This is a genomic window from Bartonella sp. B1098 (assembly GCF_944896145.1).
Taxonomy (GTDB): domain Bacteria; phylum Pseudomonadota; class Alphaproteobacteria; order Rhizobiales; family Rhizobiaceae; genus Bartonella.
In genome coordinates this window covers 602,501-618,623 of sequence record NZ_CALYLP010000003.1, presented here as the reverse complement: position 1 = coordinate 618,623, position 16,123 = coordinate 602,501, and the positions used below count along the sequence as shown (strand labels likewise).

The following is a 16,123-nucleotide window of genomic DNA, read 5'->3' as shown; positions in this document are numbered from 1 at the left end:
CGATTGAGGTTTGCTTTGTTCTGTTGGGAGAAGTCGACAAAGTATGCCATGTCGTTATGCATTTTTTGGGGGGGGGAGGAGGTAAAATCATCATTTTAAGTGGAAAACAGAACTAATCTAAAAAAATATTTTGTAAAAATTTTCGATAAAGAAAAGCCTATTACGCGGTTGTATAAAAAATGAAAGAACCGTGCAAAGCGAAAAGAGACTCAAAGGCTTCATGGAGCTGTTCAAAAAGGGGGATATAATGGCACTTTTTCCATTTTCTATTGCCGATATTGATGATCCTGAATGTATTCGTGTGGTGCTTTATGCCAGCGGGAGAATGGGCCATGCTCCTTTGAACGCATTGTTGAAAAAAGCATATGAAGATATGACAAAAATTTCAGAGCGTATGGATGCTTTAGAAAAAAAGTTAAAGACTCTCGATCTTGACAATGTCAAATAGAAATAAAATGTGAAAGAAAATGATCAAAGCATTATGAACAGGATTGTAAACGGTGGAATAATCTTACCAGAGACTAAAATGAATGCACCGGAAATTAAATTAGAACCATCTGGTGATAAAAGCCATTTTGTTTTTTAATTGACAATACCGAAGACGTCAAAAGATCACAGCTCTTTTGTTTCAGAAATTACAACACATAAGCCGCGAGAAATGCACAGGCGTATTGATAAAACATCCCTATTGGGTTCTAAAGGGACTTCTTTTTAGCCTTTTAAGGGTATTCCTTCTTTTTTCAAAAAGCAAAAATAGAAAAGAGTGTTCATAATGATATGCCTGCGTTGAAGGTATCGATAAAGAAAAACCTTGTTTCTATTTTCGCGGAGACATGCAATTTCTATGCGTTTGAAATGTTTTTTAAAATGTCAAAATTGATAGAGCGTGCATCTTCAAAAAGAAAAGCTTTGTTTTGGGAAAGTTTATCATGATATTTTTGAAAAGGTAAGAGTGTATGATGAGGATACATAGGCAAGTCTTATAGGCAAGGCTTTGGAGTCCACAGAGAAAAAAAGCCTTACCCAAACAAAAAACAATGGCAAAAAAGTTTGCAAAAAAAGTTCTTGCAGCTGTTTGAAACATCTTGGCAATAGAGCTTGCCATGGTTTTACATCTATAAAAATTTGCTGTTTTTATGCTCTTTTCAAAGAAAAAATATCAATTTGTGGCAATTTTAGTTGGTTAAAAATCCTATAAAAAGAATTTTTAAATTACCAAAAAATCAGTGCAGAGAAAATTATCAATAAAAAAATGCGTGGCATTGTGTCTTTTCTTATCAGGAACAGAAAGGCTGTGTAATTGGAGAAGGCTTGTGTTTTTTCCTATCGATAATGCCGTATAAGATAGGGTATACTTATAGGGAAGCAGTTGTTTGTTTGTCGTATCTTGCTGATGTCGTAAAATACCATCCTTACAAATTTTATTTATTAAATCTATTTTGTTTTTTAAGTATGCGTTACTGTAAACGGCCCCCGTCAATAAAAAGATATTATTCTTCATATGGTTAGAACAAGAAGAGAGACAACGGGCTTTTTTCATTCTGATGAATGCGATAAAAAAGTGCGTTCATCGCTCATTCTTTATACGTAATACTTATCTTTGGATAAGTTTTATAAATATAATTAAAAATCTTGCAATACTATACATTTTGTGTATAAGTATTGGTTATTGATTTCTTTTTTATGTTATTTAAATTATATCTCTATTCATAAGCCGCACCATGTAAATGGTGCGGCTTTTTTTATTGCCTCACAGGTGGAGCTCTTGATCTCTGTTTTTGAGAGAGCTTTGGATATTTTTCTCATGATTCTTATCATGGTATTTTGTGATGTTCTTTTGTCATGAAATCTCTAAATTCTTTTGCATTTTTATCTCAATAGGGGGCATTTAAAGTGAAAATGCTGGGTTTTGTTTCTTTGCATTGATTGTCTTCAAGGTTGCTGAAGAGGAGGGGATCTTTATTCCTTTTTTATCTGGTTAACCTATTTATTTATAATAATTTAGCATGATGCAATCTGAATTTAAAACCCTGAGTATCGTAAGGTTCTCTCATTTCAAACCTGTTTAGCTTCAATCAATCAAAATCATTTGTTTGCATCGTATAAGCGGGATTGGCGTGTAGGGTAAAAACGGTTCAAGAAAGACATGCCTCTTAGTGGAGTATCTCAAGCGTCAAGGGTTGTTAAAACATTTTAGAGCTGGAAAATAGTGTAATAATGCCGGCTTGCTTCTTCATAAGTGTAAAGATGAAGGTGCAAAATGAATTTTATGGTCGCTGGATTACTCATGCAACATAAAAAATAATGAACATTTTTTATCAATCAACGAGATCTGTCTTAACGAAAATGAATTGTTTACAGAGTGGGCTGGATGAAGAATCTTTGTCTTTTAAGCTGCTGTGAAAAATGATAATCTCTGCTTCTTTATAAAGGAAAAAGATTTTTCACAAGAATTTTATACGATAAAAAACAGTAAAAACATTAACAATACAGAGAAAAAAGAGTCTTTAAGCGTATTGATCGTTTGCTATTATACCCTGTATTATGTAAAAAGACACTTCTATCTTTTTTTGCTGTAAAAAGCTTCTCTTGGTATATTTTAAGGTATAGTCTTTATGGAAAAAAGAATCCGCGCAAGACAAAAGGCTTATTTCAAAAGGTTATATCGCAAGATTGCTTTTGTTTGCGTGATACTCTTTTGTATCGTGATTTTGCTTTTTGTTTTTGCAAAGGCGGTCAGTTATTTTTCTTCTCACAAAAAAATAATACAACAAGCGTCTGTTGAATTGGCTATGCCTGTTTTTGATCTGCGCGTGTATTGCAAGGAAATTTCTGCTTCCGTGATGCCCGATATGCAAAAAGAAGTCTATCAGCATTGTCTTAATTTGGAAAGTGAAGCCTATTTTTCTATTCGTGAAATGTGGGATAAGCTTTCTGATACGGCAAAAAAACAATGTTTGACAAGGGTTCGACCGGGGGATGGAAATTATTTTCTCTTACGAGATTGTTTTCTCAATGAAAAAGAAAGTGAAAAAGGCAGAAAACGCAATTACTTTTAGGCTGTTACACGGAAAGTTAACAGAATGCGAATTTTGATGCAAAGATAAAAGACAACCCCATTGCTCTCTGCCTCTGTACCAATACCCTCCATACCACTAAAATGTATTTATTTTGTACAAGCATTGGTCCATTTAAGGTGTGATCGTATAAGCTATGGAGGATCCTTTAAAGTATTTTAAGGGGCATGGTGCGTTTTCAGGGAACTTTTGTGTGCGTTTCATTTAAGGGAAAGAACAGCGTGGGAAGCCCATTTTGCAACGATGCTGCATAAATGAGGAAGGCGCTCATGAAATATATAAAACGTTTATGGAGTGTATAAAACTTATAAGTCCCCTCTCTTTTTGTTTCATAAAAGTGCAGGCTCACGCTCTCATATATTTAGCACTCCAAGGTTACGGACAGCCTTTGAGCTTTAGAGACAGTTCATAAGAGGCATTTTGAGTCTTTTTTATCATTTTTACTCTGTGCAGGCTCTCCTTCGCGTGTAACGTGCAAGGCAATGAATTTTGATTGATTGAATAGGAAGCAGATTGAGGATGAAAAAAACCTATAGTATGAAGGTTTTTGACTCAATACAAAAATTTAAAACAAAAAAAATGAATGATCTTTATAAATCAATTTATTTGTATGAATTTTAAAAAAGTTCAGATTATACAGATTGGTGTGGAGAAAGAATCCGCTTCCTTTGAGGGGGCATAAGCCAACAGGGATAACAAAGGGGGCAATAGATATGACAAAACTGAGTAAAAACATTTCTTTCTTTGAGAGGGTATAAACTTCAAGGTTGTTTCATGCGTAAAGCGCTCTATGGGGTTTTGCCATGGAGCTTATTCTATCTCCCCCAGTTTTCTTGATAAGATAAGGATAAGAGAAGAAATGCGTGATATTATTCTTATGGATAGACTTTGAAGATGCATTTTTTTTTAAGAAGAAGCCGATTTTTAAGAAAGTGTAACATATTGGTCTCTTTTTTAAATAATTTGATATTTTTTGTATTTAACTGTTTATTTTTTGGCTCAATTTGTTATCAATGAGGAAGGGGGATTAACTTAAAAATCTATGAGATTAAAATAGAAATTAAGAGGATCGTTGGCATGTTTGAGAAAGAAGAGTGGTCTTTTGGTGATTATAGGGCTTGAATAATCTTTCATATTAATCTATCTATAAGACTCTTAAGAGATTTTGTGAAGCGATCGTGAGTTATCGCTCGCAAGGGGTTGCTTTAGCGGTGAAGAAAGGCTATATTCATAAAATAAAGAGGTTCGCGCAGTGACTCGTTAGGGCAGAAGTGCTTATGAGTTTAAGGCTCGAGGGGGGAAGGAATATCGGCGTTTTTAGGAGCGGTGGTTTTAGAGCAAAAAGTGGTTTTAGGGCAGAAAAAGGGAAGTTTCCCATGTTCTCTGACAGGAGTGTGTTCTTTGTGAATTTGTTCCTTGTCAGGTATGTTCTATATGTGTTCTCCTTTTTGTTTTCCACAAGGTAATTATTTTTTTAGTGAAATATGGTTTATTTTAAAAAAAACACTTGGCATTTTATGTGAACATCACTAGGTTTCTGCTGGTTGACAGAGAAAGAGGGAATTTTTGATTTATAGTTTCCCTGCTGCTGTGTGGTTTTCAAGAAAACATGTGCTTTTATCAATATCAGTAGGGTTTGTTTGAGTGAAATAAAATGCGGATAGCTTGATAACCGTATGTTAAACATGAGCAGCATGATCAAGAAATAATGCAATGAAAATAATGCAGTGAAGAAGAGTCAATTAAGACACACACTCCAATAAAGGGATAAAGATGAGGCCACAACAAAATAGACGGGTACGCGGTCGCAATAATAACAATAATGGTAATAACAATAATAATCGTCGCGGTCCTAATCCGTTGTCTCGCAATTATGAAAGTAGCGGTCCGGATGTTAAAATTCGCGGAAATGCTCAGCAAATTGCCGATAAATACATCAGCCTTGCGCGGGATGCACAAGGGGCAGGGGATCGCGTGATGTCCGAGAATTATTTACAACATGCCGAGCACTATTTGCGGATTATTTTAGCCGCAGCTGGGCAAATGGCTCAATCGGTTCGACGTGATGAAACGCGTGGTGATGAAAACAACGGACAAGAATGCAATGAAAGTGATCCTGAAGGGCAAAAAACAGAGGCTATCGCGTGTGACGCAGATGGATTACAGGACACAGATGGATTGCAGGACACTGATGGATTGCAGAAAAAGTCGCAAAAAAATGGTCATGATTCATCATATGTCGAAGCACAAAATGGTAATGCGCGTGAAAGTGCTGTCGAGGCTCTACCGGATGAGAAAACAGATCAGGAGAATGGTTGCTCTGAGGAAAATGGTGAACCGGTTAAAAAAACACGTCGTTCTCCCCGCCGGCGTACGGTACGGACTAAAGAGCAAGCATCCCTTGAGTTTTCATTGACTACAACAGAAAATTCTGAAAATGGCGATGTGTCAACTTCAACAGAAGAGGTCTCTGCTTTGACGGGATTAAGTGAGGGAATACAGAGAAAAACCCGCCGTCGCCGTGTGGTCAATCTTGAAGCAGAGGAAAATGTTTAAATTCTTCAAGTAAGCTATGTTAAGTGTTTAATGGTGCTTTTGCTGTAAGAATGTGTACAGGTGCGGTTTTTTGCACTTTCTTTGAGTTTTCATTCTTTACGTTTTTATGAATAACATTCGCCAATACCAATAGAGGAGACGCCGCCAAGAAGATTATCTCTTCGGCTTGGCGTGGGGCGGCTTGGAAGAGATGAGGGGCATGGAGAAAATCTGCGTTTGTGTATTTTAGTTTGTGTATTTTAAGAGGCCGTTCTTTTATAAAGAATAGATTGCTTTGTTGATGCGCGTGTGGTGTTTAATCTTTCTCAATCTGCTCAGCCTATTTTACTACCCGGAAGCTGCACTGTGAAAGCCATCAATCGCTTTTGCTAAATAAAAGGTGCAAACTGGGCATTCTTGCTTTTATTCTCAATGTTGCTGCGGCCTTTTCCTTTGGCTTTTGAAGCAGTTCATAAAGAGCTTTTTATGCATAGGCTTCTTTGTTGTGATGTGTGAGGAAATGCTTTTGATAAGCTTCATCATGAAGAGCGTTGGAATGAGAGAATCTTAAGGTATTTGAAGCACTCGTTTGGCATGCAAAAATAAAGGGTTATTATAAATCAATAGGTTGAATTTTCGTCCTCAAGAAGGTGTATTTCTTGCACTTTCATTTGAGTTTTTACAGGCAATATCCATTTTCTTAAAAATGGGAATGCATTGACTTGAAAAGTAGCTCCTTTATCTCGATGAGGTGAGAGGAGACGGAGAAAAACCACCATCTGCTCAAGCAATCCTATCTTGAAGTGCCCCCATCTTGAAGCTGAGGAAAATGTTTAAACCCCAAGAATGGTTTTGTCAGCCGGTGATGTTATTGACTTGCTTCATGAGGTATTGCCGTTGATATTTCTTCTGTTGTTTCAATAGAAAGAACGGCAATCAGTGCACCGGTATGATAATTGTAAATCATAAATTTTGTTTGTCCCTCAGGGGTTAACGTCTTCAGAACAATATTGTCTTCTGAGAGGCTTTGCGACAAAATCTGTGTTTTTTTCGGTAGGGAGAGCGTGTGGTGGATAACGTGTGGATTTTTGCTGTGGGAGGAAGAGAGCTCTGTTTGTTTTGGCGCTGATCCCGTTGTAACTTTATAAACGATTAAAAACAGGACCGTTAGAATGAGGAAGAGCGTTATTAAAACGGAAATCATCATTAAACCCATCAGTTTTTTTCTCACTCGTTCTACAGCAGGATCTAAGGGGAGATCTTGGGGCAGAGGATTTTGCTCTGTGTGAGGGGCTTTTGAGGAGGGCATTGGCTTATTATCCATCATGTCTTCTATTGATTATTTTCTGATGGGTTTATGCGTTTAAAGTTTTTTGTGCAAGAGGTTTGTGGAAGAAGAACGCAGAAGAGAAGGCAATGTTGGTAAAATGTCTTCTTTGGGGACTGTCGATCTCTTGTCATTGACATTTTGGCTTTTAAGCAGGAAATTTCCGTGGTTTGTTACAGACCAGATCAATTTTACTTTTTGTTGATGTCCATGAGGGTGTATGTTTATACATTGGGCAAAAATTTGTTGTCCATAAAATGCAGACTTTTTTATGGATGACACCATGGCTTGTTCACAGGCTTGAGCCGTTGGGTAGATTTTAGCCATGGTATTATTGGAATAGCAACTGTTAAAATCATCTGTACATGAAACCAATAAGAGAATAAAAATAAGGGGATTCATAAAATATCTTCCAAATGAGCGGTTGACAGCGTAGGCTCCAATTCGTCAGCCTAGGGTTTCTTCGTTATTAAACGTTTTTAAAGTTTGTTCGTTCCAAGGGGTTCTGCACCCCAAGAATCTTCTAGATTGAATCACTCAAAATCATTGGCTTGCACTTCATAAAAGCCAAGCTTTTGGAGAAAAGTGGTAGGAGGATTATTTGAGAAAAAAACACTCAAAATAGCGCTTGTGAATGCTCTCTCATGTCAAAGGTTTGTTGTACGGGGAAATATAATGGGGGTTTGTTGTATCGCTGGGTATAATGGTGCCCAACGGCTGCTTTTAGCGCGTAAGGGGTATGCAAGGGCTTGATGGTTCACTTTACGGGGGAGAGGAGCCTATTTGCAGGCGCTGTTTTGAAATGCGCTTGAAGGTACTGAGAAATATTAAAAAAGTGCATGAAGGGAAAAGGGATCTGTTGTTTTGAATGTTGTCTTTTGTGTGAAGAGGAGGATACAGAATGCAATCAATAAAAGCATTAAAATTGTGTCATTTTTATTGGTTTATTGATTTTGTCATAGATGCCTTAAGCCCTGTAAAGCTCTGAAGCGTAATGGTTGGCTTTAATCCTTAAAATCATCATTTTTCCAAAATGAAAAGGTTTGCGCAGTGTAAAAATTACACAAAAAATGATGGAGAATAGGTACACTTTGATTGGGTATATAAAAGCTGAAACATCTTGCTCTTCACTTCAGCCTTTGGGGTTTTGTCTTAAAATATATGGCAAGGGATGGTCGTTGATGGACAGCGGGAAGGGCGTTGACTGGAGCATTTTCATTGTTACGATTTTTTGCGAGGAGAAAAATATCTTTATGTTGAACAGGTTAGAAATTTTCCTGAAGAGAGGAATTTATGGTTTAAAAGGCTCTTTTAAGAAAAAATATCAAAATACGTATCAGGAACAGAAAGGCAATAAACAATCCCTTCTTTTGTCCATTTGAAGGAAGCTGAACCGTTGACAGAAATGGGAACAATTTTTTCGAGAACAGTACTGCCAAAACAAGCTTTTTTATCATTTGCCGGAAGGGTTCCGGATTCAAAGTGTTCATTCCAAGTGATGCGTAGATGCGTTTTGCCATTCAGTTGTGTTTTGATTTCACAGCGTACATAGACGTGGCCCTTTTCTTGGGAAAGGGCTCCAAAAGAAAGAGAATTGACAATCAATTCATGAAAAGCCAAACCAATATGCAAAGCAGCATTGGGAAAAAGATAAGGATCAACACCTTCAAGTGAAAAACGTTCTGTTTCTTTCATTAAATAGCCAAACGCTTGCGTTTGGACCAATTCACGAAATTGGGCGCCACGCCAATCGGAATCGGTGATAAGATCTTGAGAATGAGAAAGAGAATGAAGACGACCTTGAAATTTGCGTAAGAAAACCTGAAGCGTTTCAGTATAGCGGGCCGTTTGGCTGGCAATACTTTGAATGATCGCTAGAAGATTTTTAGAACGGTGGCTGACTTCGCGTAGAAGAATTTTAAGCACTTGTTCACGGCGGCGTAAACCGGAAATATTAACACCGGTGGTAATAATACCAATGATGTCTCCGTTGTCATTGCGGTGGCAATCAATAGAAAATTTATACCAAATCTCTTGTTTGCTCGTATCTTCAAAACGTGCTTCAACGGTTTGCATTTTGCCACTGGCTAAAACCTGCAATTTAATGGTTTCCATATTGTCTGCAAGGTCAAGCGAAAAAAAGTCGCTGTCACGACATCCAACCTGCCATTTATCGTGCAGGTGTTGTGGTAAGTTTTCAGCCCATAAATAAACCAGATTTGTTGCCTGATAGAGAACACAAATATCAGCACCACGAATCGCTTGCATGAGCGCGCTTATATGAGATCTGTCTATAGGACGCTTGGAAAGAGGCGTAACGATCATAATGGAAAAGGTTTACTTTGCTCTAAGCCGCTTTAGAAGCATTCTCTTGAAAAAATAAAGCCTGCGAAATAAGCGCTTTCACCATATCTGGGTTAAAAGGTTTGGTTACTAAAAAAGTCGGTTCTGGACGCTCGCCGGTCAATAACCTTTCCGGAAAAGCCGTGATGAAAATCACCGGTATACGATCATTTTTCAAAATCTCATTGACCGCATCAATGCCTGAACTGTTATCGGCTAACTGAATATCCGCTAAAATCAACCGCGGCTTTTTCTTATGATACATGATGACAGCTTCATCACGCGTGCGCGCTATGCCGACAACATGATGACCTAAGCTTTCTACCATTTGCTCAATATCGAGCGCAATAAGAGGTTCATCTTCAATAATCATCACGTGCGTGGCAATTTGTTGAGAAATATCAATCGAGGCTTGGTTGAGAAGCTTGCGAAACTCTTTGGTATCTAGATCCATGATTTCGCTGGCTTCTTGTTCATTAAATCCTTCAACGGCAATGAGCAAAAATGCTTGGCGGGCACGGGGTGTCAGATAGGATAATTTGGCACTGGTTTTTTGTTCAATTCCAAATTGTGGCAGGGGTTCAGGGATATTCGGAGTGGTTTGGTCAAAAAGATGGCAAAAAAGCCAATAGGTCCCAATCCGGTCACTGGATGCTTTGGGAAAAATAGAAATGTCGGCTATGAGCGCTTCCAACATCGCTGATACATAAGCATCGCCAGAGGATTGGCTCCCGGTGACAGAACGGGCAAAACGCCGAAGATAGGGAAGATGCGGGGCAATGCGCGTGGATAATGACATAATTTATAACTCCTTTGACCTTTCAAGCATTTTGTTGGTTGAAATTCTCAACAGATAAAAAAGTTCCGATTTGTATGGAACTTTTTACCCATAGCTATATTTACAACCATAAGGCGAAAAATTCTTCGCGGTGCTATTGATATTATATGGATTAGGGGGATGAAAAATGAACGACCGTGATGAAAAAAATCTCACTACACCCTTTAAAGTTGGAGATGATCTTCTCGGGGTTAACAGTGAGATAGCACGGAAATTACGCCAATTTTACATGGAAATTCAAGAAGAAGCACTACCACGGCGTTTGCTCGAGCTTTTAGAGAAGTTGGAGCGTGCAGAGCAATTTGCTTTAAATAATGTGGAAAAGGTTTGAACCCTTTATGTCAAAATGCGCGAAAAACTTTAAACAAGAACTCCTTTTGGTGTTGCCGGCTCTGCGTGCTTTTGCTGTTTCTTTAAGTGGAAAGCATGATAAAGCCGAAGATTTGGTCCAAGATACGGTGATGAAAGCATGGGCTAAACAAGATTCCTTTGAGATGGGAACCAATCTCAAAGCGTGGCTTTTTACAATTCTGCGCAATGAATTTTATAGTCAAATGCGCAAAAAGGGAAGAGAAGTTCAAGATACCGATGGCGTATTTACCCAAAATGTTGCGGTTCATCCTTCTCAATATGGAACACTTGATTTGCAAGATTTTAAAAAAGCCTTAAATCTGCTTTCAGCCGATCAAAGAGAAGCCATTATTCTCATTGGGGCATCGGGGTTTTCTTATGAAGATGCAGCGGCTATTTGTGGCTGTGCTGTTGGAACCATTAAAAGCCGTGTGAGCAGGGCGCGTCATCGATTACAGGAGATTCTTCATGTCGATGGTGAATCCGATTATGGACCTGATTCTTATTCTGCTGGAAGTACATTGTGTTCATTTAACGGCTAAAAAAGCATAATAATTATGATGGATAGCCTTGTTTTTTTTATTCCCGTTATAGCTATTACAGTAAAGTCAGTATCTGAGGAAATTCAGAATGTTTGACGTGTATCTCTTCGGAACACAAAAAAAGCCCGTATGAAATACTCTCATGGGTTTTTGGTGTTTGTTCCATAAGGTTGCCTTCCTTTGTACTGAAAAATGACGACTTTCAAGTTCGCCAATGGAAATTCTATGACAACAAAAACAAATTTGCTGCCTCAAATGCCTTCTTCTGATGCAACGATATCACGCTGGCGATGGGCAGCGATTGTTGTTTCCCTTGTGATGGCTCTTTTAGCATCGGTTTTTATTATGTTGCTTTCCAATGCCGTTGATCGAGAAGTTGCCCAGTTAAATACGAGTTCAGAATTGCGCGAACAGGCTGATTTGGTGCTGATCAGCCTGATTGATATGGCTGTTGCTGATCGCAGCTATGCAAAAACCCGAAAGCCAGAAGATAAAATACGCTTTGAAAATGCAGAGCGGGAATTGGGAGATATTCTCGATTATATCGAACTTATTGTTTATGCGCATCCGCAATGGGATGAATGGTTTAAGGCTTTTAAAAAAGAAGTTGAAGCACGAAAAGCATTTATGAATGCCCATATGCAGGCGCTTGATACACTTCCTGATCAATCTTCTCAACCTTCTGTGTCGTTGGATGTCTCGAGGATTCCCGTGGCTCGTTTAGCGCAATTGATGACAAGTTTTATTAATGGCGATGATGTGGTGCGACAAAAACAACGTGAGGGAATCGCATTGATGCGGGCTGCTTTAACATTGGCGGCGATTGTTTCGGTTGTGAGTACTTTTATTTCTGCCTATTTTGTGATTAATCGTTTTCATCGTGATGTACGTTCTTTAAAATTGTATCAATTGCTGCTTCATAGCGAAAATGCCGCGCTTGAAGCCCGTGTGAAAGAAAGAACCCAAGAATTAGAAAAAGCGCGCAATCACGCCGAAAAAGAACGCCAACGGGTTGAAATATTGTTGCAGGATGCAAGTCATCGTATTGGTAATTCTCTTGGGACGGTATCTTCTTTGCTGGGGCTTCAATTAAGTCGGAGTAAAAATGAAGAAGTCCGTTCTGTTTTAGGAGCCGCACGGGATCGTATTCAGACAATTTCCACAGCCCATCGTCGTTTGCGCTTGAGTGATGATATGGAAACGACTCTCTTGGCGGATTTTCTCAGTTCTGTTGTGCATGATGTCGAATTGGCGGTCCCTTTTGAATTGCGTGAAAACATTACCATTCACACGGACTTTAAAGATTGTCGTTTGTCTTCAAGAGATGCCACAACCCTTGGAATTATCCTTGGTGAATTGCTGACCAATTCCTTAAAACATGCTTTTCCTGATCAACGGGAGGGGCATATTTATATTTCCTTTGGTCCTCAAGCCAATGGACAATTGATGCTCGTTGTCGAAGATGATGGCGTGGGGATGAAAAATCAAACTTTAGAACAAAAGACAGGACTGGGACGTGTGGTGGTGGAACAGCTTTGTATGCAATTTGGTGAAAAACCACTTTTTGAAACGTCTTCTTTAGGAGGAACAAAGATTGTCATTCCTTTGCCAAAACTCAGTACGAAGAGTGCAAAAAAAATCTCTGACTGATTTTTAAAAGGCGTAAATTTTCTCTGTTTGCTCGTTTTTAAAACAAGAAAATAAAAGATGGTTTTGCAAAATCATCACTCTTCATGAAAGTGTTGCTTGTCTTCAAAAGATGCTACAACCCTTGGAATTATCTTGGGTGGATTACTCACCAATTCCTTAAAGCACATCTTTCCTGATTAAAGGGTGAACTGTATTGATTTCTCTTTTTTATTTAAATCCAATAGATAATTGATACGCATTGTAGAAATTGTAGAAGATGATCGAGGGCATGAAAAATCAAACTTCAAAGCAAAAACTGGCCTTGGTCCATGTGGTGGTAGAACAGCTTTCGTATGCAATTTGGTAAAAAATTTGCTTTTGAAACATCTTCTTTAGGGAGAGACAAAAATTGTCATTCCTTTGCCAAAACTCAATATAGGTGGTGAAAAGGATATACTGTTCTCATAAAGCTCTGTTTGAGATTCCTTTTTATTTGTTGAGATTGAAAAGAAAAAATGCCTTTATAAATGACTACAACTTTCAGAGAATTTTGTATCATTTCCTATGAGACCAAGATCTTCGTATAAAATCGGTTTTCCGTTACTTTCATTATAAGCTTCAACATGGATATTTTTTCCCTCTACTTTTATGAGGTAATAGTTGCCTCTAAAGAGTGCTCCTGCTGTATAGACTGGAATGTTTCCAAAGACTTTATCATCCTGTGCGCGGCAATAGAATCGACTATGTACGTGTCCAACAAAGATTGCTTTGACATTATGGGCGGTAATGATGGATTTAAATATAGCGAGATTTTGAGCATTTTGAGGATGAAGAAAATGAGAATTTTTATCTCTAAAATAGGGACGCGCATCGTGAAAGTTGAGAATTGTAACTTTCCCTCTTTTATCAGCAGCTTCTAAATCTTTTTTTAGCCAATTCAAAGAGTTCGTAATATTTATTGACGTTGTATAGTCTTTTAAGTACACTTCATAGAGTGGATAATTGTGAAGTTGTACATAGTGAATATCGCCATGATCCCATGAATAACTCAAACTTCCTTTTATTAGGTGAGTGCCTAAAAAAAGCCACTGCTCTGTGAGATCTTGAGAAAAGTTTGATAGACTCTTCTTATATTTTTTCATTTCTGCGATCATTCTTTCAACAGCACTTATCGCACAGGCATCGGCGAAAAAATTGAATTTCCAAGGAATTATACAATCATGAGCATTATTTGCGTAATCGTGATTTCCTAGCCCCTCATAAACAGGAACACCAAGGTTTTTATAGATATTGGCATAGCTATCATATGTTTCTTTTCGACCATATTCTGTTAAGTCACCATTCACAATGATAAAATCTGCCTTATGTGATTTTAGTGCTCGTGCAACTTTTTTATTTTCTCTGATCCATGGATCTCTATTGTTTATTGAATTCGGATCTCCGGTTGTTAAACGCCATGGCTGGGGGTCAGCTGCGATAATGACGGTGTAGCCCTTGTGAGATCGAGATTGATTTTGAGGTTGCTGTGTTTTAGAAGAACGATCATCGTTGCTTGAAAGAATTTTGGATTGCTCAGGCTTTTGAACATTGGAAAGGTAAGACTGAGACTGATTTTGAGGCTGCTCTATCTCTTGTAAAGGATTATTTTCTTGAGGTTGCTGTATTTTAGAAGAACGATCATCGTACCTTGAAAGAAGTTTTAGGATAAGCATTAAGTGATCAATCTGTTGGATGTTGGAAAGACCCCTGCTTCTCTCAATGTTTGTTTTTTCGTTTGTCAACTTTTTCTCGTTTATAAGAGAAATTCTTGATTTGAGCTTTTTACTTGTTGCTTGATCCAATTTTTTTATGGTTAAAGATTTCTTTTTCCATTGTGCATTTCCTTTCTGTTTTGTCTTAATTGACATACGAAGATTTCTTAGTTTTTTAGCTCTATTGATGCTTTTCTTCTTTGCTGAATAATTTTGCAACTTTTTCGATTGCGTTTTTGATGCTGTTATTCCATTTTGCGTGTGATAAGGTGTCGCTATTGCTTTTTCCGAGATAAGAAAAATACTCAAGCCTATCACAATACTTATATTTATAGTTGAATATATCATAAGTTTATCCCCTTTTAAGTATTTTTACCTTTATGTTGTAAAAGATAAAATTATTTTTTCAATTTGAATTTTACATTATACTTTATATTTATTTAACTTCCAAGTTAAAATTAAAATTTAGGCTGAAAAAAAGACGTAAATTTAATAAAAATAGTTTTATGGTCATCTTATTTGCTAAAATAACTCCTTATAATGCTTTTTTTAATCAAGTATTTTACGATTTGTATTTTTATTTGAATGCAAATATTATTTATTATTTTATAGAAAGTTATTATTGATTATGGATTTTTTAGAGATAGGGAAGAACGCGATTTTCAGATTCTTGATAGAACATATAAGAAAAGAGTCACGATTTTTTCTTTTTTATAATTTCACCTTTAGGTCTTGATAAGGCAATAGAGGCTATGCCTATTTTTAAACATTGCTCTATTTTTTTGTGTATCCGTCTCCTTTAAAATATTCTTAAGCGCGGAAATCCCTTTGAGGTCGTTTAAACTCTAGGATATTTTTTGAAAGACTTTGAAAATGTTGATAAGCTTTTGTGAGAAAGACACTTACACGGTGCTTTTCATGTTTTAAGTCTCTTCAGAGGGGCTTATCGGGCTGTTGATTAAGGAATCGATATTGTTTTTTTCTTGTAGGAATGTTTGCAGATCTTGATTGGTTAAGGCTTTGCTATCAGGTATACGGATGCGCATGGGATCAACTTTGACGCCATTGACAATGATTTCAAAATGACAATGGGGGCCGGTTGCCATCCCTGTTGTTCCAACATAGCCAATGACTTGTCCTTGTCGTACTTTCACGCCTGGTTTTATATCTGGTGCATAACGGCTTTGGTGTGAATAACTGCTGACATATCCATTCGCATGTTGAATTTCCGTATGGTTTCCATAGCCGCCTGTGACGCCTACTTTTGTAACAATACCATCTCCTACAGCAATAATAGGAGAGCCTTTTGGTGCCACCCAATCAACCCCTGTATGCATGCGCACATAGCCTAAAATAGGATGTTTGCGTGGACCAAAGGGGGAACCGAAAATGCCATTGGGCGTGGGTTTACGCAGTAAGAAAGGCTTTGAACTCTTTCCTTCAGAATCATAATAATCAACGCTTCCGTCTTTTAATTGATAACGGTAATATTTATAAGTTGTATTGCCAAAAGTTGCACTAATATAACGAATTTCTGGATCAGTTCTTTGAGCGGGTTCTTTTGCTTTTTTTTTGCCGTTTTGGTTTTCTTTATCGCTTTGGGGGATGGCATAAAATATTGCGATTTGATCATTGGGAGTTATTCGGCTTTTCATATCAATATTGGTGGCAAGCAGACGAATAAGACGATAAGAAAGCGATTGTGATATATTGTGGCTGAGTAAAGCACT

At 37.6% G+C, this 16,123-nt stretch carries 12 protein-coding genes (1 of these 12 only partly in view); 6 read left to right on the top strand and 6 right to left on the bottom strand.

The annotated features are described in order from the left end of the window. The first annotated feature begins 247 nt into the window (after window positions 1-247). The 3 genes from NNJ85_RS07060 (at window position 248) to NNJ85_RS07050 (ending at window position 5,633) form a co-directional block, all read left to right on the top strand. Complete coding sequence (locus NNJ85_RS07060; RefSeq protein ID WP_254474750.1) at window positions 248-448, top strand: hypothetical protein; 201 nt, start codon at window positions 248-250, stop codon at window positions 446-448. Between the two features lie 2,167 nt (window positions 449-2,615). Beyond that, window positions 2,616-3,059 carry a hypothetical protein gene (locus NNJ85_RS07055; protein ID WP_254474748.1) on the top strand — a complete coding sequence of 148 codons (444 nt, stop codon included), beginning with the start codon at window positions 2,616-2,618 and terminating at the stop codon, window positions 3,057-3,059. Window positions 3,060-4,850: 1,791 nt separating this feature from the next. Beyond that, window positions 4,851-5,633 carry a DUF4167 domain-containing protein gene (locus NNJ85_RS07050; protein WP_254474746.1) on the top strand — a complete coding sequence of 261 codons (783 nt, stop codon included), beginning with the start codon at window positions 4,851-4,853 and terminating at the stop codon, window positions 5,631-5,633. 847 nt (window positions 5,634-6,480) lie between these two features. On the opposite strand, the gene NNJ85_RS07045 is transcribed toward NNJ85_RS07050, so the two are convergent. From NNJ85_RS07045 to NNJ85_RS07030, 4 genes are all read right to left on the bottom strand, one after another. Beyond that, window positions 6,481-6,939, bottom strand: coding sequence for a hypothetical protein (locus NNJ85_RS07045; protein ID WP_254474743.1), 459 nt, complete (start codon window positions 6,937-6,939; stop codon window positions 6,481-6,483). Between the two features lie 36 nt (window positions 6,940-6,975). Beyond that, the gene (locus NNJ85_RS07040) at window positions 6,976-7,341 is read right to left on the bottom strand and encodes a hypothetical protein (protein WP_254474741.1); all 366 of its coding nucleotides are present in this window, start codon (window positions 7,339-7,341) and stop codon (window positions 6,976-6,978) included. Window positions 7,342-8,250: 909 nt separating this feature from the next. Then, window positions 8,251-9,264: a sensor histidine kinase gene (locus NNJ85_RS07035; protein WP_254474739.1), complete on the bottom strand. Its 1,014-nt coding sequence runs from the start codon at window positions 9,262-9,264 to the stop codon at window positions 8,251-8,253. A gap of 22 nt (window positions 9,265-9,286) precedes the next feature. Further along, on the bottom strand, window positions 9,287-10,081 hold the full coding sequence (locus NNJ85_RS07030) for a response regulator (protein ID WP_254474737.1): 795 nt from the start codon (window positions 10,079-10,081) through the stop codon (window positions 9,287-9,289). A 166-nt stretch (window positions 10,082-10,247) separates the two neighbouring features. On the opposite strand from NNJ85_RS07030, the gene NNJ85_RS07025 reads away from it, so the two are divergent. From NNJ85_RS07025 to NNJ85_RS07015, 3 genes are all read left to right on the top strand, one after another. Continuing rightward, entirely contained in the window at window positions 10,248-10,451 is a 204-nt protein-coding gene (locus tag NNJ85_RS07025) for a NepR family anti-sigma factor (RefSeq protein WP_254474736.1), read from the top strand. Between the two features lie 7 nt (window positions 10,452-10,458). Then, window positions 10,459-11,013, top strand: coding sequence for an RNA polymerase sigma factor (locus tag NNJ85_RS07020; RefSeq protein WP_254474734.1), 555 nt, complete (start codon window positions 10,459-10,461; stop codon window positions 11,011-11,013). Between the two features lie 225 nt (window positions 11,014-11,238). Continuing rightward, window positions 11,239-12,663: a sensor histidine kinase gene (locus tag NNJ85_RS07015; protein WP_254474732.1), complete on the top strand. Its 1,425-nt coding sequence runs from the start codon at window positions 11,239-11,241 to the stop codon at window positions 12,661-12,663. A 500-nt stretch (window positions 12,664-13,163) separates the two neighbouring features. Here the strand turns inward: NNJ85_RS07015 and NNJ85_RS07005 are convergent, their stop codons facing one another. Both NNJ85_RS07005 and NNJ85_RS07000 read right to left on the bottom strand, forming a co-directional pair. Next, window positions 13,164-14,354 carry a metallophosphoesterase gene (locus tag NNJ85_RS07005; RefSeq protein WP_254474906.1) on the bottom strand — a complete coding sequence of 397 codons (1,191 nt, stop codon included), beginning with the start codon at window positions 14,352-14,354 and terminating at the stop codon, window positions 13,164-13,166. 962 nt (window positions 14,355-15,316) lie between these two features. Then, window positions 15,317-16,123, bottom strand: the 3' portion of a protein-coding gene (locus tag NNJ85_RS07000; RefSeq protein WP_254474730.1) for a M23 family metallopeptidase. It continues 1,173 nt past the right edge of the window; only the last 807 of its 1,980 coding nucleotides appear in the window; its start codon lies beyond the right edge, outside the window; it ends in the stop codon at window positions 15,317-15,319.

Bases quoted from the DNA above. Each gene is read 5' to 3' on its own strand.
- NNJ85_RS07060 (WP_254474750.1), top strand. From the start codon at position 248: ATGGCACTTTTTCCATTTTCTATTGCCGATATTGATGATCCTGAATGT.
- NNJ85_RS07055 (WP_254474748.1), top strand. From the start codon at position 2,616: ATGGAAAAAAGAATCCGCGCAAGACAAAAGGCTTATTTCAAAAGGTTA.
- NNJ85_RS07050 (WP_254474746.1), top strand. From the start codon at position 4,851: ATGAGGCCACAACAAAATAGACGGGTACGCGGTCGCAATAATAACAAT.
- NNJ85_RS07045 (WP_254474743.1), bottom strand. From the start codon at position 6,939: ATGATGGATAATAAGCCAATGCCCTCCTCAAAAGCCCCTCACACAGAG.
- NNJ85_RS07040 (WP_254474741.1), bottom strand. From the start codon at position 7,341: ATGAATCCCCTTATTTTTATTCTCTTATTGGTTTCATGTACAGATGAT.
- NNJ85_RS07035 (WP_254474739.1), bottom strand. From the start codon at position 9,264: ATGATCGTTACGCCTCTTTCCAAGCGTCCTATAGACAGATCTCATATA.
- NNJ85_RS07030 (WP_254474737.1), bottom strand. From the start codon at position 10,081: ATGTCATTATCCACGCGCATTGCCCCGCATCTTCCCTATCTTCGGCGT.
- NNJ85_RS07025 (WP_254474736.1), top strand. From the start codon at position 10,248: ATGAACGACCGTGATGAAAAAAATCTCACTACACCCTTTAAAGTTGGA.
- NNJ85_RS07020 (WP_254474734.1), top strand. From the start codon at position 10,459: ATGTCAAAATGCGCGAAAAACTTTAAACAAGAACTCCTTTTGGTGTTG.
- NNJ85_RS07015 (WP_254474732.1), top strand. From the start codon at position 11,239: ATGACAACAAAAACAAATTTGCTGCCTCAAATGCCTTCTTCTGATGCA.
- NNJ85_RS07005 (WP_254474906.1), bottom strand. From the start codon at position 14,354: ATGCTTATCCTAAAACTTCTTTCAAGGTACGATGATCGTTCTTCTAAA.